We start from the raw sequence: 23,220 nt of genomic DNA on the forward strand, positions 1-23,220 counted from the left end.
AATAATCCCGCTTTTAAAGGTTGGCTCCCGAAAGGGAGCCACGGCACACGAAACAGCGTTGGTTTGTTTCTCAGGTCTGTTCCGTGTGCTGAATAGTTGACGCATTCATTAATTTTGGTATCGCATGAATCCCATCGTAATAAATAGGCTGCAGCGTAAGCTGGGCTACACTTTTCAACATCAGGATCTGTTGCAACAGGCATTAACCCACCGTAGTGCCAGCAGCAAACACAACGAGCGTCTTGAGTTTTTGGGTGACTCCATTCTCAGTTATGTTATCGCTAACGCGCTGTATCATCGCTTTCCTCGTGTAGACGAGGGCGATATGAGCCGTATGCGTGCGACGCTGGTTCGCGGTAATACGCTGGCTGAAATCGCTCGTGAATTCGAGCTTGGTGAGTGTCTGCGTCTTGGGCCGGGTGAGCTGAAAAGTGGCGGCTTCCGCCGTGAGTCGATTCTTGCCGATACCGTTGAAGCATTAATCGGCGGCATTTTCCTCGACAGCGATATCCAGAACATTGAGCGTCTGATCCTCTCCTGGTATCAGACCCGTCTCGACGAAATCAGTCCGGGCGACAAGCAAAAAGACCCTAAAACGCGTCTGCAGGAGTATCTGCAGGGTCGCCATCTGCCGCTGCCGTCTTATCTGGTGGTGCAGGTTCGTGGTGAAGCGCACGATCAGGAATTTACCATTCACTGTCAGGTGAGTGGCCTGCCTGAGCCGGTCGTTGGGACTGGTTCGAGCCGCCGTAAAGCGGAACAGGCTGCAGCTGAGCAGGCGCTTAAAAAGCTGGAGCTGGAATGAGCGAAGAAAAAACATATTGCGGCTTCGCGGCCATCGTTGGCCGTCCGAACGTCGGCAAATCCACGCTGCTGAACCAGCTGCTTGGGCAGAAAGTTTCCATTACCTCGCGTAAGGCGCAGACCACGCGTCACCGCATTATGGGTATCCATACCGAAGGGGCTTATCAGGCTATTTATGTCGATACCCCGGGGCTGCACATGGAAGAAAAGCGCGCCATCAACCGCTTGATGAACCGCGCGGCCAGCAGCTCCATCGGCGACGTTGAGCTGGTTATTTTCGTTGTTGAGGGCACCCGCTGGACGCCGGACGACGAGATGGTGCTTAACAAGCTGCGTGATAGCCGTGCGCCGGTTATTCTGGCGGTAAACAAGGTTGATAACGTTCAGGACAAGAGCATTCTGCTGCCGCACCTGCAGTTCCTCGGTAGCCAGATGAACTTCCTCGACATCGTGCCGATTTCTGCTGAAACCGGAATGAACGTTGACACCATCGCCGGAATCGTTCGTAAGCACCTGCCGGAAGCAATCCATCACTTCCCGGAAGAGTACATTACCGACCGTTCCCAGCGCTTTATGGCGTCAGAAATCATCCGTGAAAAACTGATGCGTTTCCTGGGGGCCGAACTGCCTTACTCCGTCACCGTTGAAATTGAACAGTTTGTTACCAACGAACGCGGCGGATACGACATCAACGGGCTGATCCTCGTTGAGCGTGAAGGGCAGAAAAAGATGGTCATTGGCAACAAAGGCGCCAAAATTAAAACCATCGGCATTGAAGCCCGTAAAGATATGGAAGAGATGTTCGAAGCCAAAGTTCACCTTGAGCTGTGGGTTAAAGTGAAATCAGGCTGGGCCGATGACGAGCGCGCGCTGCGTAGCCTCGGTTATACCGACGACCTGAGTTAATCACATGGAAGGCTGGCAACGGGCTTTTGTCCTGCATAGTCGCCCCTGGAGCGAAACCAGCCTTCTGCTCGACCTGTTTTCCGAAGAGTCCGGGCGCGTCCGCCTGATTGCCAAAGGCGCGCGTTCGAAACGCTCTAACCTCAAAGGGGCGTTACAGCCTTTTACCCCTCTGCTGGTTCGCTGGGGCGGGCGCGGCGAAGTCAAAACGCTGCGCAGCGCCGAAGCCGTCTCGCTGGCACTTCCCCTAAGCGGAATTTCTCTCTATAGCGGCCTGTACGTTAATGAGCTGGTGGCTCGCGTGCTGGAGCAGGAGACCCGTTTCTCTGAACTCTTCTTCGACTACCTTCACTGTATTCAGACGCTGGCTGGCACCATAGGCACGCCGGAGCCTGCGCTGCGTCGTTTTGAACTGGCTTTGCTGGGGCATCTTGGCTACGGCGTGGACTTTCTCCACTGCGCCGGTAGCGGGGAAGAGGTCAGCGACACCATGACCTACACTTATCGGGAAGAAAAAGGCTTTATCGCCAGCGTGGTCATTGGCCATAACAGTTTTACCGGCCGCCATCTGAGGGCGCTGGCCGAGCGTGAATTTCCGGACGGTGATACGCTCCGTGCCGCAAAACGCTTCACCCGTATGGCGCTCAAACCTTATTTGCAAGGTAAGCCGCTTAAAAGCCGCGAACTGTTCCGCCAGTTTGTGCCGAAAAAATCGCCACCTGAATCCCCGGATAGCTCACAGTAATCACCGCCTGTAGCCACGCTTTCCCCGGCAGGTGTAAACTGCCCGGCATCTGTCTGCGAACTCTGAGGATTGTCATGGCTGAATTACTGTTAGGCGTCAACATCGATCATATCGCTACCCTGCGTAACGCACGCGGCACGGCATACCCGGACCCGGTCCAGGCTGCGTTTATCGCAGAACAGGCCGGAGCGGACGGCATCACGGTACATTTGCGTGAAGATCGCCGCCATATCACCGACAGAGACGTCCGCGTTCTGCGCGAAACCCTCGACACCCGCATGAACCTCGAAATGGCCGTCACCGAAGAGATGCTTGCTATCGCCTGCGAGACGAAACCTCATTTTTGCTGCCTGGTGCCTGAAAAGCGTCAGGAAGTGACTACCGAAGGCGGGCTTGACGTGGCTGGCCAGCTGGACAAAATGCGCGATGCCTGTAAACGCCTGGCCGACGCGGGTATTCTGGTTTCGCTGTTTATTGACGCTGACCATGCGCAAATCGATGCTGCCGTTGCGGTTGGCGCGCCGTATATCGAAATTCACACCGGCTGCTATGCCGATGCGAAAGACGAAGCGACCCGGTCTAAAGAGCTGGCGCGTATTGCCGAAGCGGCTACTTATGCAGCTTCTAAAGGGCTGAAGGTTAACGCCGGGCACGGCCTGACTTACCACAACGTGCAGGCTATCGCCCGTATTCCTGAAATGTATGAGCTGAATATCGGCCACGCCATTATCGGGCGAGCGGTGATGAGCGGCCTGAAAGAAGCCGTGGCGGAAATGAAACGCCTGATGCTGGAAGCGCGTCGTTAATGGCGATCCTTGGCCTTGGTACCGATATCGTGGAGATTGAACGCATTGAAGGCGTCATCTCCCGCTCCGGCGACCGGCTGGCAAAGCGCGTGTTGAGCGAAAACGAATGGGCTCAATATCAGGCTCATCAGCAGCCCGTTCGTTTCCTCGCGAAGCGTTTTGCGGTGAAGGAGGCGGCAGCGAAAGCCTTCGGCACCGGGATCCGCAACGGGCTGGCGTTTAATCAGTTCGAGGTGTTTAACGACCCGCTGGGTAAACCGCAGCTGCGTTTCTGGGAAGAGGCCGAAAGGCTGGCGAAGGAAATGGGCGTGCGGTCGGTACACGTAACGCTTGCCGACGAGCGCCATTACGCCTGTGCGACGGTAATAATCGAAAGCTAAAGCTTATCGGCATGGTGGAGCAGCACAAATTTATCCCAAAGCTGCTCTTCATTTTCTTTATGCGCCGGATCGCCGATGATTGTGCCCGGGATAGGGCAAACTTTTTGGCAGGTCGGCGTTTCATAATGGCCAATGCATTCGGTGCAGCGGTCGGTATCTATCTGGTAGATAGCCTCCCCCATCGAAATAGCCTGGTTCGGGCACTCCGGCTCGCACATATCGCAGTTGATACACTTCTTCGTAATTAATAGTGCCATTTCAAAGCCTTGCCTTACCCGTCCTGCCGGTCAAAAAGATATTTTCAAGTTTCCCGCTGGTAAAATCAAAAATGCATGTATATTTAAACAGTGTTTTGTTCAATGAATGCATTCTCTACCGCACGGAAATTTCGATGGCGCGCACTTTACCACAAAAGCAAAACATCCCCAATGATGCTGAGCCTTTACGTTTTCTGCTTCCCGTACTTTCAGTACGTGGTAGACTTGAACTATTGGTCATGACAATCTCACCGGGATCGTACTTATGGTACAGAGAGAACAACTGCGCGAAGCTTTTTCCCGCAGGCTGGCGCAGGCCTGCAGCGAAGCAAACCTCGATGAATTTGGGCGCGGTATGGCAATAGCGCGCGCGCTGGGCGTCTCCTCTAAGGCGGTAAGTAAATGGCTCAACGCCGAGTCGATCCCGAGGCAGGATAAGATGTACGAGCTGGCAACCTTCCTCCATGCCGACGTGCTGTGGTTACAACACGGCAGCGAAGGCGCTTATTCGCCGGAGGCTCGCGATCTTGCCGTTCATGCTGAGGATGCGGTGGTTTACGAATTTCGGCAGCCGGAAGAGCAGGGCTTTCGTATCGACGTGCTGGATATCGAAGCCAGCGCGGGGCCGGGGCGGCTTATCTCCAGTGAAGTTACCGAAACCATCAATCATATTGTTTACGACAGCCAGGAGGCGCTGGAGCTGTTCGGCCATCGTCCTGCCTCGACAATCAAGGTGATTACCGTCACCGGCGATAGTATGTCCGGCACCATCGAGCTGGGTGACTATATCTTTGTCGATATCGCGAAAGACTATTTCGACGGCGACGGAATTTATGTCTTCCTCTATAAAGGCCAACTGCTGGTCAAGCGTCTGCAAATGACCCACGACAGCCTGCTGGTTCGCTCCGACAACCCCAAATATGCGGACTGGCGAATTAGCGAAGAGAATGAACAGCATCTCAAAATCATCGGCCGCGTGATGTATAGCCACGCGATACGCCGCCACGCCTGAAACAACTCATGCTTTCAAGATGCAGCCATGTTGGCTGCACTCTCCAACTCCGGTCACTGGCCTGAGTAAACTTCTGAAGCGTGCTCTCTTGCCGCCACTCGAATACAGAGCCATCTAAAAATAATCTTATTATTAATCAATAGTTAATTGCTAAATCCGTTTTTTTTGAAATATTCGTACTTTTGGTTCTTGACGAATTCGTACCTTTGGTTCAATATCAATTCATCGGCAGGACGCACCGACTCACAGGTAAGTGAACGCTCCTTAACATCAGGCCCTGAAAAAGGGCGCATACACCAAAGCAATAAGCTTTGGGATATCAATAAGGTATCACCAAAGTTGATTGACAGGAGGTTGTATGGACGCACAGACACGTCGCCGCCAGCGGCGCGAGGCAAAGCAGGCCGTCTGGAAAGCCGCAAACCCGCTTCTGGTGGGGGTGAGGGCAAAACCCGATGCGCGACCCATTCTCACTTTAAATCGCAAGCCCGGCAGCCGCCCCGATAAGGCGCTGGAGGTGATTAACATTTACGGCCTGCATATCATCCAGCAGGCGGAGCATTACCAGCTACTGCGCAATCAGCTGGATGCGAAACAAAGAAAACTTTATCAGGCTGGTCCCGCTAATGAGGCCGGTTTACCGAGCGCGACCGGGAAGCAAACCCGGCGCGGTAAATCGATAGCGCTTATTTAACTCCGCATTTCATTCTTACTTGTCCGGTAGTTCGACACTTCAACCGAAGGTTTACCCCCATGAATGACCAACCAGCGAATCTGGTCACGCAATGTTCTGCGTGGCTTGCGGCGCTTGCCGCCGGTCTGGGTATCACGACACAGGATATGGTCTACATGATATTCGGGCTGATTAGCGTACTGATTTCTATGGCTTCGTGGCTGGGCGGCAGGCTGGACGCGCACCGCCAGCATCTTGAAGACCAGAAGCGCACCCGCATCCTCCAGGAGCTGGTGGATGACTTGCATACCCTTAACCGAGCCGAGCAGATTGAAATTATCAGGGCAGTCAGCGAGGTAGTGAAAAAGGCAGGTAATTAATGGCTCTCTCTCCCGGACTGAGAAAGGCACTTTTGGGTTTATCGGGGGCGGGCGCTCTGACGATAGCCAGCGTGATGCTGCCCGAGCTTGAGGGCGTACGTTATACGCCTTACTACGACGTGGCGGGCGTGCTTACCGTTTGCTACGGGCATACCGGGAAAGACATCTCTCCCGCTAAAACCTATTCCCCCGCTGAATGCAAAACGCTGCTTGATAGAGATTTGCAGCCCGCCGCTCGCGCAGTAGAGCAGGCAATCAAGGTTCCCGTTAACGAATACCAGAAAGCGGCGCTGATTAGCTTTACCTACAACGTAGGCACCGCCGCTTTTCTGCGCTCATCTCTGCTGCGGGCTTTAAACGCCGGTGACTACACGCGGGCTTGTGCCGGGCTGAAAAGTTGGACGCTGGCCGGTGGCAGGCAGTGGCGGGGGCTCGTTAATCGCCGCGAGGTGGAATACCAGGTCTGCAACTGGCAGGAGGGGAAAAAGTGAAAGGATTAAAGACCATGCTCTCGGCTGCATTTGCCCTGCTTATCGTCAGCTGTTGGTTTTTTCAGCAGCAATATGGCGCTCAAAAACAGAAAGCAAACGAAGCCCTGAAGCAGCTTGCTCAGCAGCAGGCCGCTTTACAAAGTCTGCGCATGCGGCAGCAGGAAATCAGCCAACTGGATGCCCGCTATAGCGAGGAGATGATACATGCCCGCCTCACGATTGAAAATTTGCAGCGTGATGTGGCTGCTGGCAGTCAGCGGCTGCGGCTCAACGGCACCTGTAAAACAATGCCTGGCTCCGCCAGCGCCACCGGGCTGGATGATGCAGCCTCCCCCGGACTTACTGACGCCGCTCAACGGGATTATTTCCGTCTCAGGGAGCGGATCGAAACGAGCAACAAGCAGCTAGCGGGGCTGCAAGAGTACATCCGCAATCAGTGCCTTCGATAAGCCTCGCAGTGCGAGGCTTTTTTATTTCAACGTCAAAGAGGTTATTCATATGTCAGCTTCATCCTTAAAGTTCCCTATCGTTCTGGTTCACGGCCTGCTTGGTTTCGACAAAATCGGTGGGATCTATCCCTATTTTTACGGCATCAAAGAGGCGCTGGAAAAGGCAGGAGCGAAGGTTTATATCGCCACGCTTTCCGCGCTAAACAGCAACGAACTTCGTGGCGAACAGCTGCTAGAGTTTGTCCGCAAAGTTCAGGCAGAGACCGGTGCGGCGAAAGTTAACCTGATTGGCCACAGCCAGGGGCCGCTGGCCTGCCGTTACGTTGCGGCTACCCATCCGGAACTGATTGCCTCTGTGACCTCGGTCAACGGGGTAAACCACGGCTCTGAAGTTGCCGACCTGGTGCGTCTGGCGTTGACGCCGGGCCGCCTGCCGGAGTCTATCGCTAATGCGGCGATGTCCGCCTTTGGGCAGCTACTTTCCGCGCTGGCCGGTTCTCCGCGCCTGCCGCAGTCCGGCATTGAGGCGCTGGAGGCATTAACCAGCGAGGGCGTCGCGGCCTTTAACAAAAAATATCCGCAGGGTCTGCCGGCGGAGTGGGGCGGCGAGGGTAAAGAGCTGGTTAACGGCGTCTATTACTACTCCTGGAGCGGCATCATCGACTACAACCCGCTGCATCAGGGCGCCAACAACCTCGATCCGCTGCACGTCGCGATGCTGGCTTTCTCCATCCTCTTCACCAACGAACGCTTCCAGAACGACGGTCTGGTCGGCCGCTACAGCAGCCACCTCGGCAAAGTGATTGGGTCCGACTATTCGATGGATCACGTTGACGCCATTAACCAACTGGCGGGCGTGGTGGCGAACAACACCGATCCGGTTGAATTGTTCGTCGAGCATGTTGCCCGCCTCAAAAGCAAAGGGCTGTAAGCCCTGTTTCAGCCGCCTGCGGGCGGCTTTTCTTTGGAGAAATAAATGAACGATAGCACTCGTTCGGGTTATCTGACTCCCCTCGGAACTGCACCCCATTATGACGAGGCGCTGGACTCTGATTTAGCCGCATGGATAGTCGGCGTGTCGGGTTTGCCTCCAGAAATGGTGATGGCGAAGTGGAGCGATCCTCCTCCGGCTACCCCGGAAGCCGGTATTACCTGGTGCGACTTTTTTACCACAGTAAAGCTGGCCGATGCTCCGGGTTTTCAGACTCACGATGAGCAGCAGGACGTTCTCCGGCAAACGGAGTCCGTCGATGTTACCTGCGGTTTTTATGGCCCAGGCGCTCAGGCCGTTGCCGCTCTGTTCCGTGATGGGCTTTGCGTTGCACAAAACAATGCTGAGTTGAACCTGCTGAACCTGACTTTTTGCCACTGCGGTGAATTAACGCCGGACCCTGAATTTATCAACAACCAGTGGCTACGCCGCTACACCCTTACCGTGGCGCTGAAGCGCGATATCGCAAGGCGTTACGGTATTCGTTCCCTTCTTTCATCAACAGTAAACATCATTGGAGAATAAGCTATGTCACAGGGTTTACCTGTATCAAACATTGTCAGCGTGACGGTGAATATGGCGCCGCGTGCCGCACAGTCCCGCAATTACGGCGCCCTGCTTGTTATCGGCGGCAGCGACGTTATCGACATCAAAGAGCGTATGCGCGCCTACTCAAGTCTCAGCGCAGTCGCTGCCGATTTTGGCCTCGATGCACCTGAGTACAAAGCGGCAAGCCTTTACTATCAGCAGTCACCTCAGCCCGCCGATTTGTTCATTGGCCGCTGGGTTAAAGACGGCGGCGAAGGCAAGGCTGGCGAAACCATCGCCGAGTGTGTGTCTGCACTGAGCGGGCATTCCACCGACTGGTATGGCCTGGTCATTGCCGACGACGCCCTCACCGACGAACAGGTTCTGGCTGTCGCTGCCGTCATTGAAGGCGATAATGTTTCGCGCATTTTCGGCCACACCTCTGCCAACGCCAAAGCGCTGGATGCTAACGACAGCACCGACATCTTTAGCAAGCTGAAAGCGGCGAAATTTGCCCGTACTTTTAGCCAGTATTCCAGCGCCACGCCGTTTGCTGCAGCTTCGCTGTTTGGCCGCGCGTTCACCGTTAACTTCAACGGCAATAACACCACCATTACCCTGAAATTTAAGCAGGAACCGGGTATTACTTCGGAATCCCTGACGCAAAGCCAGGCGAATGCGCTCGGCACGAAAAATGCCAACGTCTTTGTTAACTACAACAACGACACCGCCATTATCCAGGAAGGCGTGATGAGCAACGGCAGCTTTATTGACGAGCGGCACGGGCTCGACTGGCTGCAAAATTATGTGCAGACCAACCTCTATAACCTGCTTTACACCAGCACCACCAAAATCCCGCAAACCGATGCAGGCGTCACCCGTCTTGTGAGCAACGTCGAGCATTCTATGGCTCAGGCGGTAACCAACGGCCTTATTGCACCGGGTATCTGGAATGGCTCCGATATCGGCCAACTGGCCGCGGGCGACACGCTGAGCAAAGGCTACTACGTGTATGCGCCGGCGATTGCCTCTCAGGCTCAGTCCGACCGTGAAGCGCGTAAAGCCCCGGTGATTCAGGTGGCCTGCAAACTGGCGGGTGCCGTGCACTTCGCCGATGTTGAAATCAATGTTGTTCGTTAAGGAGATTTAAATGGGTACTTATTCTTTTATGGATGTGACGGCCTCTCTTGTTGGGCCGACCGGCGTTATTGATTTGGGCGCGGGCAGCGCCAACGGGGATGCCGGGATTAAAGTAGACATGGCCGGGCCTAAAAACAGCATGACGGTTGGGATTGACGGGGAGGTTATGCACAACCTCTCTCCGGCTAAAAACGGCACTATCACCGTTACGTTGATGAAAACCTCACCGGTGAATAAAAAGCTGATGCAGGCCTATAACGCACAGACGCTTTCCGCTTCTCTGTGGGGAAATAACACCATTGTGGTGCGTAATAGCGCCTCCGGCGATGTATTGACAGCGCGCAGCGTGGCGTTCTCTCAGCTGCCTGGCAACAGCAACGGCAAAGATGCTGGCAGCATGGACTGGAAGTTTGACTGCGGCAAAATCGACCAATTCCTCGGGGAGTTCTGACGCATGGAAATTACCCTGAAAGCGGTGAATTACCGCATTGGCAAACTGAGTGTGTTCGAGCAGCTAAACGTGGCGCGCAAACTGCTGCCGGTATTAGCTGGCGTGGTTAGCGATTTTCGCAGCTTACAGGGTAAGGAGGGCGGTAACGCCCTTGAAACCGTGCTGCCAAAAATAGCCCGCATGCTTGCCGACCTCAGCGAGGATGACTGCAATGCCATTCTCTATCCGTGCCTTGCGGTCGTCACCCGTGAGCATATGAAAGGTTGGGTTACGGTCTTTAATCAGGGATCGCTGTCGTTTGATGATATCGATCTGATGACGCTGTTGCAGCTGGTAGCCCGGGTGGTGGCGGACTCTCTGGGAAATTTTTTGCAAGAACTCCCCGGCGGCCAAAGCCCGGACCCGGCAGCAGCCTGACGCTCGACACCCTTCCGGGAGGGGAAGATTACATTCTCCGCCCGGCGGAGGTCTTTGCACTCAACTGGCAGGATCTCAAAAGTGGTGCAGTAGATCTCTACGACATCGCGTTAATGAACGATTACCTCGAGATGCAGGCCGAAAACAAGGCCAGCGTCATGCGCTGGAGAGAGGAAAATGAGCGATAGTACGCAACCTTTTGACTCACTCGGGAAGCTTATTGAGAAACTTCCCGGCGTGGGAGCAAAAATAACCTCGGCCATTGAAAAGGTGGCCGATTTTTTTGACGGACTGACAAGCGATCTCAAAGCCGACAGTATCCTTGCGAAAGCCCAGGGAATTGACCTTAAACAGTTTCGTGCCCAGAGCTATGCCACTCAGCAAGCAGGTGCGACGGCGGAACTAAAGCCGTTCTATGCCGAAGAGTACCAACAACTAAGCGGTGGCCTGAATTTTGACGCCGATGCAGCAGCTAAGCAGTCGGAACATTACCAGGCTTCGCTTTACCGGCTGGAAACCGTGTTCGATGTGCTGCGGGAAAAAGCCGGTGCCGGGCTTGCCGAAAAACTTGCTGCTCCGTTTGACACCCTCACCAACACCATTTTGGTTAGCTTCCCGAAAATTGAACCTACGTTTAATCAAGTTATCGCCGTGGTGGGAGACGTGGCCAACGTGGTTGGCAGCGCAATTAACGGCACTATCGGCTGGATCACACAAATTATTGAGTGGTGGCAGCTGTTGGACGACTCAACCCAAACGGTGATTGGCGCTGTTGGCGGAATGATTGCTATTTGGTACGGCCTGAATACCGCTTTTATGGCCTCGCCTATAGGCTTAGTGCTGGCGCTTGCCGCTTCTATCGGGCTGCTCTATGACGACTATATGAAGTGGCGGGATGGCGGGGAAAGCCTGATTGATTGGGGGGCATGGAAACCGGTTCTTGACCTTGCAACCTCAATGATTAGCTCTCTCGGCAACACCATTAAAACACTGGGCAGTTCGCTGGGTGATTTGCTGGGTATCGACTTTAGTAAATGGTCAATTAGCACCATTTTTGAAGGGCTAATGAAGGAGTTTAAGGCGCTGGAAGAAATGTTCCGGCAGATGGGCATGTTGATCAATGCCCTGAAGGAGGGGAAATGGTCCGAGGCAATGACCATTGGCAAAGAGCTGGTAGTCAGTAGTGTCACCCGAACTCCTGCCTACAAAATGGTCGACAGTACGTTCAGCTATCTGGATGAAAAAGCGGTTGCCGGGGCTTCTTTTGTAAAAGACTGGTTCAATAACCAGGAAAAGAAAGATACCCGCCGTCGGCTCCCTGCCGCGGTTAACAACCTGAGTCAGCCCGACCCGCTATCGATGATGCTACCGGGGGATGTGGCTAATACGGTGCGCGATGCCACATTCAGCGACTTCTCTACGGCGAATGTCAGCACGACACATTCACCCATCATTAACAGTAATACACATATTGTTGTTAATGGCGTATCAGACCCTCACCTTGCGGCAGAAGAGACGCAGAACCGGCAGTTTAACGTCAACTCTCAACTAGCGCAGGGTTACTCTCCGAGGATGAGCTAATGGATATTTTGGGCGCTTACTTTCAGCCTCGCACGAATCTCGCCGGATTTTTAATCCCGGATGTTGTCGTCAATGAACTTCATACCGATACGCTGCAAATAGCTTCTCATCCCGTCGAATTTGGCCCTGACATCAGCGATCATGCCTGGAAACAGCCTTCTGAATTGAATATTGATTGTTTTTTCAGAGCCGGTGGCTCGTTCGTCGACTTTGCCAACACAACTGCCTTTAATCTCGGCATTGGGTCGAGCCCGGCACAAATCTACCAGCAATTGCTCGACTTGCAGGCTAAAGCCGAGCCTTTCCGGGTTATGACCCGCCGCCGCTCCTATTCCAACATGCTACTCAAGACGATTACGGTGACTACGGCCGGTAAATCTGAAAACGTTCTTGGCTGCAAGCTGGTACTCAGTGAGGTCTCAATGACCGCAACGGAAGCTTTGCCAGCGGCAGGGAAAAATGAAATGGAGAAAGGAGTAACGACGGCTTCGGTGGGGAATAAAGGTGAAAAAGTCGTTACTACTCCTATGGGTAGCGGAAAGATCACGCCTGTACCGCCGTCCGCCAGCAAGTAAGGAGAAGCTATGTCGATTGTAGAAATTCCCCTGAGCGCGGATAACCAGATTTTTTCCATCCAGCTCGCCGGCCAGTCACTGCGTATGCGTTTGCTCTACCGGGATAGCGCTGGTTGGGTATTAGATATCCTGAACAGTAATAGTCAGCCTCTGGTAAATGGCATTCCGCTGGTGACTGGCGTTGATTTACTTGCGCCTTATGCGTGGCTTGGTTTTAACGGTGGGTTATGGGTGGTATCTGATGATGAAGCTCAGACTTGTCCGGGCAAGACGACTCTTGGAAATACCAGCCATCTTTACTTCATAACTGCAGACTAGGAGGGGGTAATGAGTGATAACTGGTCACGGCACTTTGAACTGCAACTACTGAAGGAAGATGGAAGCGGTATTGCTCTTTCGAATTTTAAAGTGACATTTAAAGTGGAATGGCACACCGGGAGCTCGCCAAAAACGGCTGAAGTCAAAATCTACAACCTCGCTCCGGATAGCGTAAACCGTATTGCGCAGAAGGAGTTCACCAAAATTCGGCTGATAGCGGGGTATAACGGTTTAGAGCCAATAGTAAACAGTAGCGAAGTGGGAAAAGTCAGGATCGTTGACCCGGCCGAGTGGGGGGCGCGAGACGGCATGAACTTTGGGGTTATTTTCAGCGGCGATATTCGCATTTGGATGACGGGGCGAGAAACGTCCGTTGATGACTGGCTATTAATTCAGGCGATGGATGGACATGAAGCGCTAACCTCGGCGGTACTGAGTGCCACTCTCGCAAAAGGGTATACGGTCAAGGATATGTACCAGCTTGCTGCGGGGGCGCTGAAACCCTTTGGTATCTTTCCTGGCAGGCTGCCGCCTTTGCCGGAAACAAAGTTTCCCAGAGGATATACCTTTCACGGCAAGGTCAGCAGCTATCTCGATCAAATCGGAGAACTTTGCAAAGCTAGCTGGAAGCTGTCTAACGACAGGCTGGATTACTACAGCAATACCGAGAAAGCGCATCCACCGATAAACCTTAACAGCCAAAATGGCCTGATTGGCCGCCCCCAGACATCGACTAACGCAGGGGTGACTCTGAAATGTTTGATTAACCCAAATATTTTGCTTAACGGTCAGGTGAAATTGGATCAGAACACGCTGTATAAGCCTGCTCTGGTGGAAAACGATAAATATACCCACCCCTCCCCGGACGGTATTTATGATGTTTATGGCATCGCCTACAGCGGCGATACCCGCGCGCAAAATTGGTATATGACCATGATGTGTTTCCCTGCGGGCCAGCCGGTCGAAAAGGTCGATGAAAAGTGGACAAAGAGTCCGGCATCTCAAGAAAAAGTCTGAACCCGCGCTGGCGGGTTTTTTTATCCCTGGAGGAATGATGGCTCTCACAACTACGGCCCTCAGCGGTGAGCTGGCCGATACGCTTGCGGCGAGCCGGGCCGCATTAAGTAACGATCTACGGGTCGCATTACCCGGCATTATTCAGTCTTTCGATCCTGTTTCACTAACCTGTGAAGTTGCTCCCGCTATTCGTGGAGCCCAAATGGCTAGCGACGGGGCGGTCTCCTCGGTGGCTTATCCGCTGCTGGTGGATGTGCCGGTTATTTTCCCTCATGGCGGCGGCTGTTCGCTGACCTTCCCGCTTAAAAAGGGGGATGAATGTCTGGTGATTTTCGCCGACCGGGCGATCGATTTCTGGTGGCAAAACGGCGGCATTCAGGAACCGGTAGATGCACGTCAGCACTCTCTTTCTGACGCTTTTTTGCTGCCCGGCCCGCAATCTCAGGCAAAAAAAATCGGCGGTATTAGCACCACGGCGGTTCAACTTCGAAGTGAAGACGGTAAGGCTTTTGTTGAGCTCGATCCTACCAGCCACGGCATCACCTTGAATACGCCAGGCGCGCTGAACGCAACTGCTGCAACCGTCACGCTCACCGGAGAGGTGAATATCAAAGGCAATGTCACCGTGAGCGGCGACGTTACCGCATCCGGCATCAGCCTGGCAAAACATCGCCACGGCGGCGTGCAGTCCGGCGGATCTAATACGGGAGCGCCAGTATGAAATACCGCAGAGAGAGTAACAGCGGTGATTACACCTTTGGGCAGGGAGAAAACACCTTCCTGGAAAACTCGCCGGAGTGTGTGGCGCAGGCGGTTAATACCCGGCTTCAGCTCTGGCAGGGGGAATGGTTTCTCGACAGCCAGCAGGGCACACCATACCGGCAGTCGGTTCTGGGCAAGCAGTATAACGATGCCTGGCCGCTCCTCCTGATTGACCGCATTAGCCAGACGGCAGGCGTTAGCTCCGTAATCGACGTGACCAGCCTGAATACGGAAAAGCGTGGCGTTACCTTTAGCGCCACCATCGACACCGTTTACGGTCCGACCAAAATAACAAGCGAGGCATAAATGGCTCTCAATCTTGAGGCGCTGGGGTTATCGGCAACGGTAACGGCCCAGGGGATAACCGCGCCTGATTACCAGACTATCTTGCGCACTTTGATGGACTCATTCAGGCAAATATACGGCAGCGATGCTTATCTTGAGCCGGACGGCAAAGACGGGCAATTGATCTCGATTGTTGCGCTGGCTATTCATGACGCCAATAACTCGGCGATTGCCGTCTACAACAGTTTTTCTCCGACAACCGCTATGGGGCGGGCGCTGTCGAGCAACGTCAAAATCAACGGTATTGCCAGGCGGGCGGCAACCCGCTCAACCGTTGACTTGCTACTGACGGGAACCGCAGGCACCGGCATCGTTAACGGCTCCGTCAGGGATGAAAATAACGTTGCCTGGCTTCTGCCGGAGGCGGTAACCATTGGTGTCGACGGCACGGTGACGGTGACGGCTACTTGTGCCAACAGCGGCGTTGTTGTGGCGCAGGCGGGTACCATCATTGCTATTGGTACGCCAACCCGCGGGTGGACATCTGTGACCAACCCGCAGGCCGCAACGCCGGGTGTAGCGGCTGAAACTGATGCGGAACTTCGCCTCCGCCAGGGACAAAGCGTTGCGCTGCCAGCGTTGACTCCGTTTGAGGCAGTTGAAGGCGCTCTTGCCAATATCACCGGCGTGACTCGTCATAAACTGTATGAGAACGATACCGGGGCTGTAAACCGCAATGGCCTCCCGCCACACTCGATCGCAGCCATTGTTGACGGCGGCGATGTGGAGGACATTGCCCGGACGTTGCGCGGTAAAAAAGGGCAGGGAGTGGCAACCTTTGGCAGCACATCCATCGTGGTGCCCGATATGTACGGTAATCCGCATACCGTCTCATTTTCTCGCCCGCAAGACGTGCCTGTTCACGTCGGGATCGTACTCAAAGTGTTTACCGGCTACACCTCGCAGATTGGCGAGCAGATAAAGCAGGAAATCGCCGACTACATTAACGGTCTGGCAATCGGCGACAGCGTGTTGCTCAGCCGGGTTTATTCTCCTGCTAACCTCGGCGTTGTTAGCGGCGGAAAGGCTCGCTATTACGACATCAATGAGCTGTTGCTCGGCAAGTCAGCCAATGCACTGAACGCGGGGAATATCGGCATCGCCTATAACGAAGCAGCCTCCTGCGGCGTGGACAACATCGCTATAACGGTGAGCTCATGAGTAAATATACCGAGCTAATTACCAGCTACCACGCCAGCAAACCTCTGTTTTTTGCCCATGTCGATGTGAGTTCCCGCCCGTTTACTGATGTGTCCAACAGCGTGGATAGCTTTGTCAGCGCGTTTGACATCGACACCGGCGTTGGCGCCCAGTTGGACACGCTTGGGCAATGGATTGGACGCAGCCGCATCGTCAGCCAGCCCATTTCCAATGTCTACTTTAGCTGGGACTCAACCGGCCTGGGCTATGACCAGGGCGTGTGGCAGGGACCTTACGATCCGGACTCGGGCTACACCTCGCTGAGCGACGAAACTTACCGTGTCATTCTGAAAGCAAAAATCGCCATCAACAACTGGAACGGGCAGAACGACACGCTGCCCGCGATCCTCGACGCCGCAACGATGGGCTCCGGCCTGAGAATGCAAATCGTCGATAACCAGGACATGACCATTTCGGTATGGGTCCTGCCGGAAACGGATATCTCGGACGTCTCGCTCGAACTCATTGCGGCCATTAAGCAGGGCTACCTGACGGTAAAGGCAGCGGGGGTTTGGGCGGGAGACATTCAGACTCCATCGGTAGAAGCGCCGTCGCAGGGCGGCAAGTTTTTTGGTTTTGATATCAACAATCACTATATCGCCGGGTTTGATGACGGCGCATGGGAGAGGAAACTTTAATGGCTACAAATGATTTTAAACCCTTTGCAACCGGGGCAGGCGCCAACGTCATGCCCCAGCAGGAGTGGCAGGATTTACCCGCGCTGTTAACCGGCTTTGCCGGAGGCAAGGCCAGCAGCGCTCAGGTAAATAAAGTCCTGCGTCAAACCTCGTTTATCGCCGCCGCACTGGCGCAGTTTGTGAGCGATAAAAGCGGTCAGGATGTATTGGACGACGGTGATATTGCCGCATTCCTGGCAAAACTCACCGGCGGATTTGGCAAGCAGTATCTCAGCCGCCAGAACCCTTTCGCCGATATTAAAGCGGACGGTGCTGCTGCGGTTTCTTCGGCTCTCGCAAACCTTGGTTTGGGAGAGGCAAAGTATGTGACTAACCGGGGGAGCAACGTTAATGGGGATTGGACCATCTGGTCCGATGGTACTATTGAGCTGAATGGCTATAGGTCAACGATTGTTGATGGCCTCGCAACCGTTATTTTTCCTATAAATTTACCTAAAGTGGCAGTAAACATATCCATAGCTGAGCATTTAAGTGTAGATCTCGGTTCATCAGTTCAACAATTGCATGTCTCTATGGTGCTTGATGACACGATAACAACCAGCGGATTTAAAGCCCGCTGCCAGTTTATAAATGGTTTCCCATCAGCATATGGTTTTTCCTGGCGTGTTCACTGTTCATCTAATTAATAAAGAGGTCACGATGCGTTACTTTAACCCTACGACAATGACTGAAGTTTTGCCGGGCATACATGATACTGCGGGAACAATTTCTCTGCCGGATGACAATTGGTTCTTCACATTAGCATATATGCCACAAGGGAAAATTCTCGCAGTTAATGAAAACGGCGAGCCAATATTAGTTGAGGTTACTGACTCGGAGCGGTAGGCCAATCAATTTCAGGAGCGGTAGAGTTATCTATCGCTTTCACCGCTTTGGTATATTCCATCCATGCAATAAGCTTTTCTCTATCAGCACTGCTGATAATCCCGAGGGTGAGTTCTGTACGCCAATCAGCAGTAATTCTATTTGCTTCACTCAGAAATGCTTGCCGTTTTAGTTCGGCTTCAGAGATATCACCTTTTTTCTGAGCCGCGATATCCGTGACCCATTTATCTCCATCCCATTTATCATATGATGATGTAGGAGCGTCCGGGGTAAAATCTGCGGGACAATCTCCCAAAATTGCTACTTCAATCGGCTGCAATGTGCCCGTGTTAAAAACAGTCTTACCTCTATGGTCAGTAACATATTCCCATGAGGAAAAATCGTCTGTCCGGCAAATGGCAAAGCCATCTTTGTTGCCACCAGGTACATCGATACAGGATAAGCCAGGAATACCAACCCCCACAGCCAAATACTCAACGGATGAAGACAGATATTCGCGTGTCTCGCCATCGTAGTTGTAGACGGTGATTTCCCCGGCCACAGTGGCGATCATGTCCTGATTTAATTCAGATTTAGCCATTATGCAGCCCTCACTATGTAGTTAAATGCGATATTTCGGGGTCGGACGCCGATGTAGTTGGTAATTCCATTTGTCCGTAATTCAGTTGAACCAAACGCAGTAAATCCAGGCCCTGCATAGCTGATAAAGTCCTGGTTGTTGTAATAGTTCCTTGGCGGTTGCCCTGACGCCCCATCTCCATGATATTCAGTCAACGCGGTCGCACCTTGCTGGCTCAATATTCCTCGCCCCGGATCAACCCCTCGTCCATCATCCCAACCACGAATAAACTCTCCACGTAAATCAGGTAGTACAAGCGCTGGATATACCAGTGCCAGTTTTGGATATTGAACAGCCGAAAACGCCGCACCATTACATTTCAACCATCCGGCCGGCGGAATCGAAAGCGGCCACGGTACCGGCACACCGACAGGCAAAGCAGACCCTTCTCCCAAACCAACCTTTTAGAAAATGCACATCCAGCCTCTCCGTGGCATGCTTTCAGCCTTTTATGAGGTAAAAAGCCATGCTGATAGGCTACGTCAGGGTGTCAACAAATGAGCAAAACACTGCGCTACAGAAAAATGCGCTGGAGTGCGCAGGATGTGAGCTGATTTTTGAGGATAAAATCAGTGGTAAAACGTCAGAAAGACCCGGTTTAAAAAAGGTGCTCAAAACGCTTAGCGAAGGCGACACGCTGGTGGTCTGGAAGCTCGATAGGCTGGGACGCAGCATGCGTCATCTGGTCTCTCTTATTGAAGATCTGCGTTCTCGCGAAATCAATTTTCGCAGCCTTACGGACAGCATTGATACCTCCACGCCGATGGGACGTTTTTTCTTTCATGTTATGGGGGCGCTGGCGGAAATGGAGCGTGAGCTTATTGTCGAACGCACCAGAGCAGGGTTAGCCGCTGCGCGGCTCGAAGGGCGAATAGGCGGCAGGCCTCCAAAGCTTGAGCCGGAGCAGTGGGCGCAGGTGGGCAGATTAATTGCCGCCGGGGAAACGAGGCAGAAGGTCGCTATTCTTTTCGACGTGGGAGTTTCAACGCTTTATAAGAAATTCCCAGCCGCGCTTACGCAGCAGAAGCCTTCTCTTCACTGTGGCCAGAACTAAACCAGCTTCTTAACCAAAGCCTCGCTCTGGCGAATTCTATCCGGGGCGTTTTCCAGATCCTGCTGAACCAAAGCCATAAACAGCAGGTCGGTGAGCATCATCTGGGCGCTGGTGGAGGAGATTGCCGCGCTGCGGGTAGCCTGCTCCTCCGCGATGGTATACAGACACAGGCTGGCGCGCTGCTGTAGCGCATTGGGGGTGAACCCGGTGATGGCGAGAATTTTTGCCCCGGCGTTCAGGGCTTCATCGGCCGCCAGATTAATTTCGCGGCGCTCACCAGAGTAGGAGACTGCAAGCAGCACATCTTCCGGCGTCATGGCTTGTACTGTCGCCAGCAGGGCATGCATATCCTGTTCTGCTACGGCATGGATGCCGATCTTCATCAACTTCCACGAAAAATTCTTCGCAACCAGGCCAGATGCGCCTATTCCCACCAGCAGCACGCGCCGCGCGTTACGCAGCAGCGCTACGCTCGCCAGCAGCTTCTCTTCCGCATTGATATCCAGCGTGGCATGCATCGCCGCGATATTCTCCTTGATCAGTTTTTCCCCAACCAGGCGCAGCGGATCGTCACCCAAAATATGGTTATGTACCGGCACGGAGTTAGGATTCTGGCCGCTGGCTAAGGCTTCGCTAATCGCGAGCTTCATCGCCGGAAAGCCTTTGAACCCCAGTTTCTGCGCAAATTTTACTACGCTGGACTGACTGACACCGGCTTCCTCCGCCAGCTGCTGAGAGCTAAGATGGCGTGCACGGTCGGGTTCAGAGAGCAGGAAGTCGGCCAGCTTGCGGTCACTCTGAGCCAGCATGGCGTAACGACTTCTGATGCGCAGTAAACAGTTCATTTCACCTCCGAAACGGCAATTTCGATGACAGGTCGCCATTATAAGCGTTTGAGCGAATTATAAATTCCATTATAGAGCAATGTTACCGAATTAAATATTCTGGTTTTTTTTCAACTGCCGCCAGGCCACCGGGCGGATTGGGCGCGGAAAAGCGCCACGCTATCTGTTAGGCTTTGACGAGGACTATGTCGGGAACCAGAACATTAAAGGAGCCAGCTTTGACGATCCACAACTCGCGCCGCGTCGTTTTTTTCGATTTGGATGGCACCTTACATCAGCAGGACATGTTTGGCAGCTTTCTGATCTATCTTCTGCGGCGGCTGCCGCTGAATATTCTGCTGGTTACGCTGTTATTGCCGATAGTCGGCGTGGGAATGCTGGTTAAAGGAAGCGCGGCGCGCTGGCCGATGAGCGTGCTGCTGTGGGGAGCGACTTTTGGCCGCAGCGAAGCTCGCCTCCAGCGGTTACAAAAGGAGTTCGTTGCCTGGTTTCGCAATAAGGTCACGGCATTTCCCGTCGTTCAGCAGCGGCTTACCGGCTATCTCAGCAGCCCGGATGCCGATGTCTGGCTGATAACCGGCTCGCCGCAGCCGCTGGTGGAGCAGGTTTATTTCGATACGCCGTGGCTGCCGAGAGTAAAGATTATCGCCAGCCAGATTGCGCGGGCTAACGGCGGCTGGGTGCTAACGCTGCGCTGCCTCGGCCACGAAAAAGTGGTGCAGCTGGAGCAGAAAATTGGCGCTCCACTGTGCCTCTATAGCGGCTACAGCGACAGCCACCAGGACAACCCGCTGCTCTATTTTTGCCAGCATCGCTGGCGCGTCACCCCGCAGGGGCAGCTACAGCAGCTCGAGTGAGGTCGTTTCGCATCCGGTATGCGGTGTGTATAATGCGCCGCCCACTTATCCCGCGGAGAGCCTTGTGTCTGAGACAGAATTTACCCATGAACACTGGATGCGCCATGCTTTAACGCTGGCACAGCGCGCCTGGGATGAGGGCGAAGTGCCGGTTGGTGCGGTATTGGTGCATAACAATCAGGTGATTGGTGAAGGCTGGAACCGACCGATTGGCCGCCACGATCCTACCGCACACGCCGAGATAATGGCGCTGCGGCAGGGAGGGCTGGTGTTGCAAAACTACCGCCTGCTCGACACCACGCTTTATGTCACTCTCGAACCCTGCGTGATGTGCGCGGGCGCGATGGTACATAGCCGTATCGGCAGGCTGGTGTTTGGCGCGCGTGACGCAAAAACTGGCGCTATTGGCTCGCTGATGGACGTTCTCGGCCACCCCGGTATGAACCATCAGGTTGAGGTTACTGAGGGCGTACTGGCGTCAGAGTGCTCGGCCATGCTGAGTGATTTTTTTCGCGCCCGTCGTCTTGAGAAAAAGGCCCTAAAGGAAAAGGACCGTAAGGCGGAGTAGACAGCTCCACCGGGGCTACCACCGGGTAAGCCTCGGCAAACTTCTCTTCCTGCGCCGCCTGCCGCTCTTTTTCCTGCAAATACCCTTCCAGACTTAACTGATACTTGCGGATATTTTCCACGTACGCATAAGCCTCGTGTCCACGAGCATAACCATAGGTCGTTTTGCTGTAATAAGGTTTCAGGCTTAGCAGGGGCAGGCGGGTTTTAACATCCGCCCAGCTGTCCGGGTTGCCTTTTTGCTTCGCCGTCAGCTGGCGGGCATCGAGCATATGGGCATAGCCCATGTTGTAGGCCGCCAGCGCAAACCAGATGCGTTCATATTCAGGCACCGTGTCCGGCACTTTGCTCATCATATCTTTCAAATACCGGCTGCCGCCGCTTATGCTCTGCTCAGCATCCAGTCGGTCGGTGATACCGAGGCTTTGGGCGGTATTTTTGGTCAGCATCATTAAGCCGCGCACCCCGGTCGGCGAAGTGGCGTGGGTGTCCCAGTGTGATTCCTGGTAAGAGATTGCCGCCAGCAGAGGCCAGTCTATTTCGTCGGCGTACTTTTCAAATAGCAGCTGCAGGTCTGGTAAGACGGAGTCCACCGCGTTAAGGAAAGTACGGGTATCGACATAATCAAAATCGCCGACGTGGCCGAGGTATTTTTCCTCAAGCCGCGCCAGCGTGCCGTCGCTGCTGATTTGATTATAAAAATCGAGCAGGGCGGCGCTCATGCTGTCGTCGCTGTCGCGGGTTGAAAACCAGGTGACGGGTTGCTCGTCGGTAACGTCCAGCGCAACGGCCAGCTGCGGATGGACGCGCTGGAAAATACTGATAGCGATGGAGTCAGAAATAGTAAAAGCGATGGTGCCGTCAACGACCTGCTGCAACAGCTGGTTGCTGGTCTGTTTGGCCGCAATGCTCCAGCTAAGGTCAGGATACTGGCTCTCTTTCAGTTTCTGAAGATCGCTTACCACGGCCTGGCCCGAAGAGAGCACCAGCTGATTGTCCTTCACGCCAGCCAGCGTTTTTGGGCGCGGGCTGCCCACGCGATACACCATCTGCTGAGAGACGGAATAGTAAGTAGGCCCTGCCTGGTAATTGCTGCTGCGGCGCGAGTTGTACACCAGCCCGGCGGCAAGCAGGTCGGCTTTATCGTTGTCCAGGTCATCAAACAGCACGTTGATATCCGGGCGTACGGTAATTTTGAGCTTTACGCCCAGGTAATCGGCAAATTGGCTCGCCAGCTCATAATCCAGCCCGGACGCCTTACCGTTAATCAATGTATAGGTCAGCGGAGATGAGATTGTACTGGCGCGCAAAACCCCCCGCGCTTTAATCGCGGCGATGCGGTTTTCGGTCTGATTGAAACCTGGAATGGAGGGCCATAATGCCACTGCCAGCAACAAGGTGACGATACCGATAAGCAGATAATTAATCTTTATTCTTTTCAAATAGATAACATTCTGCAGCGGGTTAAGTCTCAGCCAACAATAAACATGATTTATATGAACCTCGTGTGTTGATGAGGCGCATTTTGCG

33 protein-coding genes are annotated in these 23,220 nt (G+C 53.8%); 28 read left to right on the forward strand and 5 right to left on the reverse strand.

Going from position 1 to position 23,220, the window contains the following annotated elements:
• Positions 1–124: 124 nt before the first annotated feature.
• The 5 genes from rnc to acpS all read left to right on the forward strand — a co-directional run bounded on the left by rnc (position 125) and on the right by acpS (position 3,638).
• Complete coding sequence (gene rnc, locus ACG1VR_RS04970; protein ID WP_039898663.1) at positions 125–805, forward strand: ribonuclease III; 681 nt, start codon at positions 125–127, stop codon at positions 803–805.
• A complete protein-coding gene (era, locus tag ACG1VR_RS04975) occupies positions 802–1,710 on the forward strand; it encodes a GTPase Era (protein WP_016537816.1) in 909 nt (302 codons plus the stop codon). The genes rnc and era overlap by 4 nt, the downstream gene beginning before the upstream one ends.
• A 4-nt stretch (positions 1,711–1,714) precedes the next feature.
• Positions 1,715–2,452, forward strand: coding sequence for a DNA repair protein RecO (gene recO, locus ACG1VR_RS04980; protein ID WP_395490360.1), 738 nt, complete (start codon positions 1,715–1,717; stop codon positions 2,450–2,452).
• 74 nt (positions 2,453–2,526) lie between these two features.
• A complete protein-coding gene (pdxJ, locus tag ACG1VR_RS04985) occupies positions 2,527–3,258 on the forward strand; it encodes a pyridoxine 5'-phosphate synthase (RefSeq protein ID WP_172569167.1) in 732 nt (243 codons plus the stop codon).
• Positions 3,258–3,638, forward strand: a complete 381-nt coding sequence (gene acpS / locus ACG1VR_RS04990) for a holo-ACP synthase (protein ID WP_016537813.1) — start codon at positions 3,258–3,260, stop codon at positions 3,636–3,638. The genes pdxJ and acpS overlap by 1 nt, the downstream gene beginning before the upstream one ends.
• Here acpS and ACG1VR_RS04995 read toward each other — a convergent pair.
• Complete coding sequence (locus ACG1VR_RS04995) at positions 3,635–3,895, reverse strand: YfhL family 4Fe-4S dicluster ferredoxin (protein WP_016537812.1); 261 nt, start codon at positions 3,893–3,895, stop codon at positions 3,635–3,637. The genes acpS and ACG1VR_RS04995 overlap by 4 nt on opposite strands.
• 265 nt (positions 3,896–4,160) lie before the next feature.
• Between ACG1VR_RS04995 and ACG1VR_RS05000 the strand changes: the two genes are divergently transcribed.
• The 20 genes from ACG1VR_RS05000 to ACG1VR_RS05095 all read left to right on the forward strand — a co-directional run bounded on the left by ACG1VR_RS05000 (position 4,161) and on the right by ACG1VR_RS05095 (position 17,549).
• Positions 4,161–4,907, forward strand: coding sequence for a helix-turn-helix transcriptional regulator (locus ACG1VR_RS05000; RefSeq protein WP_016537810.1), 747 nt, complete (start codon positions 4,161–4,163; stop codon positions 4,905–4,907).
• 358 nt (positions 4,908–5,265) lie between these two features.
• Positions 5,266–5,601: an antitermination protein N gene (locus tag ACG1VR_RS05005; RefSeq protein WP_016537809.1), complete on the forward strand. Its 336-nt coding sequence runs from the start codon at positions 5,266–5,268 to the stop codon at positions 5,599–5,601.
• Between the two features lie 59 nt (positions 5,602–5,660).
• The gene (locus ACG1VR_RS05010) at positions 5,661–5,960 is read left to right on the forward strand and encodes a hypothetical protein (protein WP_395490361.1); all 300 of its coding nucleotides are present in this window, start codon (positions 5,661–5,663) and stop codon (positions 5,958–5,960) included.
• The gene (locus tag ACG1VR_RS05015; RefSeq protein WP_395490362.1) at positions 5,960–6,451 is read left to right on the forward strand and encodes a lysozyme; all 492 of its coding nucleotides are present in this window, start codon (positions 5,960–5,962) and stop codon (positions 6,449–6,451) included. Before ACG1VR_RS05010 ends, ACG1VR_RS05015 begins: the two co-directional genes overlap by 1 nt.
• Complete coding sequence (locus ACG1VR_RS05020) at positions 6,448–6,900, forward strand: lysis protein (RefSeq protein WP_279048196.1); 453 nt, start codon at positions 6,448–6,450, stop codon at positions 6,898–6,900. The genes ACG1VR_RS05015 and ACG1VR_RS05020 overlap by 4 nt, the downstream gene beginning before the upstream one ends.
• Before the next feature lie 49 nt (positions 6,901–6,949).
• Positions 6,950–7,831 carry an esterase/lipase family protein gene (locus ACG1VR_RS05025; RefSeq protein WP_395490363.1) on the forward strand — a complete coding sequence of 294 codons (882 nt, stop codon included), beginning with the start codon at positions 6,950–6,952 and terminating at the stop codon, positions 7,829–7,831.
• 45 nt (positions 7,832–7,876) lie between these two features.
• A complete protein-coding gene (locus tag ACG1VR_RS05030) occupies positions 7,877–8,416 on the forward strand; it encodes a hypothetical protein (RefSeq protein WP_395490364.1) in 540 nt (179 codons plus the stop codon).
• 3 nt (positions 8,417–8,419) lie between these two features.
• A complete protein-coding gene (locus tag ACG1VR_RS05035; RefSeq protein ID WP_039898661.1) occupies positions 8,420–9,559 on the forward strand; it encodes a DUF3383 domain-containing protein in 1,140 nt (379 codons plus the stop codon).
• A 10-nt stretch (positions 9,560–9,569) separates the two neighbouring features.
• Positions 9,570–10,010 carry a phage structural protein gene (locus ACG1VR_RS05040; protein ID WP_039898659.1) on the forward strand — a complete coding sequence of 147 codons (441 nt, stop codon included), beginning with the start codon at positions 9,570–9,572 and terminating at the stop codon, positions 10,008–10,010.
• 3 nt (positions 10,011–10,013) lie between these two features.
• Positions 10,014–10,427, forward strand: a complete 414-nt coding sequence (locus ACG1VR_RS05045; RefSeq protein WP_395490365.1) for a phage tail assembly chaperone — start codon at positions 10,014–10,016, stop codon at positions 10,425–10,427.
• 113 nt (positions 10,428–10,540) lie between these two features.
• The gene (locus tag ACG1VR_RS05050; RefSeq protein ID WP_392397300.1) at positions 10,541–10,615 is read left to right on the forward strand and encodes a DUF6889 family protein; all 75 of its coding nucleotides are present in this window, start codon (positions 10,541–10,543) and stop codon (positions 10,613–10,615) included.
• Positions 10,605–12,008 carry a hypothetical protein gene (locus tag ACG1VR_RS05055; protein WP_395490366.1) on the forward strand — a complete coding sequence of 468 codons (1,404 nt, stop codon included), beginning with the start codon at positions 10,605–10,607 and terminating at the stop codon, positions 12,006–12,008. Before ACG1VR_RS05050 ends, ACG1VR_RS05055 begins: the two co-directional genes overlap by 11 nt.
• Positions 12,008–12,583 carry a phage baseplate protein gene (locus ACG1VR_RS05060; protein WP_395490367.1) on the forward strand — a complete coding sequence of 192 codons (576 nt, stop codon included), beginning with the start codon at positions 12,008–12,010 and terminating at the stop codon, positions 12,581–12,583. Before ACG1VR_RS05055 ends, ACG1VR_RS05060 begins: the two co-directional genes overlap by 1 nt.
• A 9-nt stretch (positions 12,584–12,592) precedes the next feature.
• On the forward strand, positions 12,593–12,901 hold the full coding sequence (locus tag ACG1VR_RS05065) for a phage baseplate plug protein (protein WP_395490368.1): 309 nt from the start codon (positions 12,593–12,595) through the stop codon (positions 12,899–12,901).
• A 9-nt stretch (positions 12,902–12,910) separates the two neighbouring features.
• Positions 12,911–13,918 carry a hypothetical protein gene (locus ACG1VR_RS05070; protein ID WP_395490369.1) on the forward strand — a complete coding sequence of 336 codons (1,008 nt, stop codon included), beginning with the start codon at positions 12,911–12,913 and terminating at the stop codon, positions 13,916–13,918.
• Positions 13,919–13,955: 37 nt separating this feature from the next.
• Positions 13,956–14,639: a Gp138 family membrane-puncturing spike protein gene (locus tag ACG1VR_RS05075; RefSeq protein WP_395491059.1), complete on the forward strand. Its 684-nt coding sequence runs from the start codon at positions 13,956–13,958 to the stop codon at positions 14,637–14,639.
• On the forward strand, positions 14,636–14,986 hold the full coding sequence (locus ACG1VR_RS05080) for a hypothetical protein (RefSeq protein WP_016537795.1): 351 nt from the start codon (positions 14,636–14,638) through the stop codon (positions 14,984–14,986). The genes ACG1VR_RS05075 and ACG1VR_RS05080 overlap by 4 nt, the downstream gene beginning before the upstream one ends.
• Positions 14,987–16,186, forward strand: coding sequence for a baseplate J/gp47 family protein (locus tag ACG1VR_RS05085; RefSeq protein ID WP_395490370.1), 1,200 nt, complete (start codon positions 14,987–14,989; stop codon positions 16,184–16,186).
• Positions 16,183–16,863, forward strand: coding sequence for a DUF2612 domain-containing protein (locus ACG1VR_RS05090; protein ID WP_395490371.1), 681 nt, complete (start codon positions 16,183–16,185; stop codon positions 16,861–16,863). Before ACG1VR_RS05085 ends, ACG1VR_RS05090 begins: the two co-directional genes overlap by 4 nt.
• Entirely contained in the window at positions 16,863–17,549 is a 687-nt protein-coding gene (locus ACG1VR_RS05095) for a hypothetical protein (protein WP_395490372.1), read from the forward strand. The genes ACG1VR_RS05090 and ACG1VR_RS05095 overlap by 1 nt, the downstream gene beginning before the upstream one ends.
• 179 nt (positions 17,550–17,728) lie before the next feature.
• On the opposite strand, the gene ACG1VR_RS05100 is transcribed toward ACG1VR_RS05095, so the two are convergent.
• The gene (locus tag ACG1VR_RS05100) at positions 17,729–18,328 is read right to left on the reverse strand and encodes a tail fiber assembly protein (RefSeq protein ID WP_395490373.1); all 600 of its coding nucleotides are present in this window, start codon (positions 18,326–18,328) and stop codon (positions 17,729–17,731) included.
• Positions 18,328–18,732, reverse strand: a complete 405-nt coding sequence (locus tag ACG1VR_RS05105; RefSeq protein WP_395491060.1) for a phage tail protein — start codon at positions 18,730–18,732, stop codon at positions 18,328–18,330. Before ACG1VR_RS05105 ends, ACG1VR_RS05100 begins: the two co-directional genes overlap by 1 nt.
• Positions 18,733–18,833: 101 nt before the next feature.
• Between ACG1VR_RS05105 and ACG1VR_RS05110 the strand changes: the two genes are divergently transcribed.
• Complete coding sequence (locus ACG1VR_RS05110; protein ID WP_395490374.1) at positions 18,834–19,421, forward strand: recombinase family protein; 588 nt, start codon at positions 18,834–18,836, stop codon at positions 19,419–19,421.
• Here the strand turns inward: ACG1VR_RS05110 and ACG1VR_RS05115 are convergent.
• On the reverse strand, positions 19,418–20,266 hold the full coding sequence (locus ACG1VR_RS05115; RefSeq protein ID WP_395490375.1) for a MurR/RpiR family transcriptional regulator: 849 nt from the start codon (positions 20,264–20,266) through the stop codon (positions 19,418–19,420). The genes ACG1VR_RS05110 and ACG1VR_RS05115 overlap by 4 nt on opposite strands.
• Positions 20,267–20,451: 185 nt before the next feature.
• On the opposite strand from ACG1VR_RS05115, the gene yfhb reads away from it, so the two are divergent.
• Together yfhb and tadA are read left to right on the forward strand one after the other, a co-directional pair.
• Positions 20,452–21,123, forward strand: a complete 672-nt coding sequence (gene yfhb, locus ACG1VR_RS05120; protein ID WP_016537789.1) for a phosphatidylglycerophosphatase C — start codon at positions 20,452–20,454, stop codon at positions 21,121–21,123.
• 64 nt (positions 21,124–21,187) lie between these two features.
• Positions 21,188–21,691 (forward strand): tRNA adenosine(34) deaminase TadA, encoded by a 504-nt coding sequence (gene tadA / locus ACG1VR_RS05125; RefSeq protein WP_071704108.1) that lies wholly within the window; start codon positions 21,188–21,190, stop codon positions 21,689–21,691.
• Here the strand turns inward: tadA and mltF are convergent.
• Positions 21,582–23,132 carry a membrane-bound lytic murein transglycosylase MltF gene (gene mltF / locus ACG1VR_RS05130; RefSeq protein WP_395490376.1) on the reverse strand — a complete coding sequence of 517 codons (1,551 nt, stop codon included), beginning with the start codon at positions 23,130–23,132 and terminating at the stop codon, positions 21,582–21,584. The genes tadA and mltF overlap by 110 nt on opposite strands.
• Positions 23,133–23,220 lie beyond the last annotated feature (88 nt).

Source organism: Cedecea davisae, from assembly GCF_044095835.1.
Lineage (GTDB): Bacteria > Pseudomonadota > Gammaproteobacteria > Enterobacterales > Enterobacteriaceae > Cedecea > Cedecea davisae.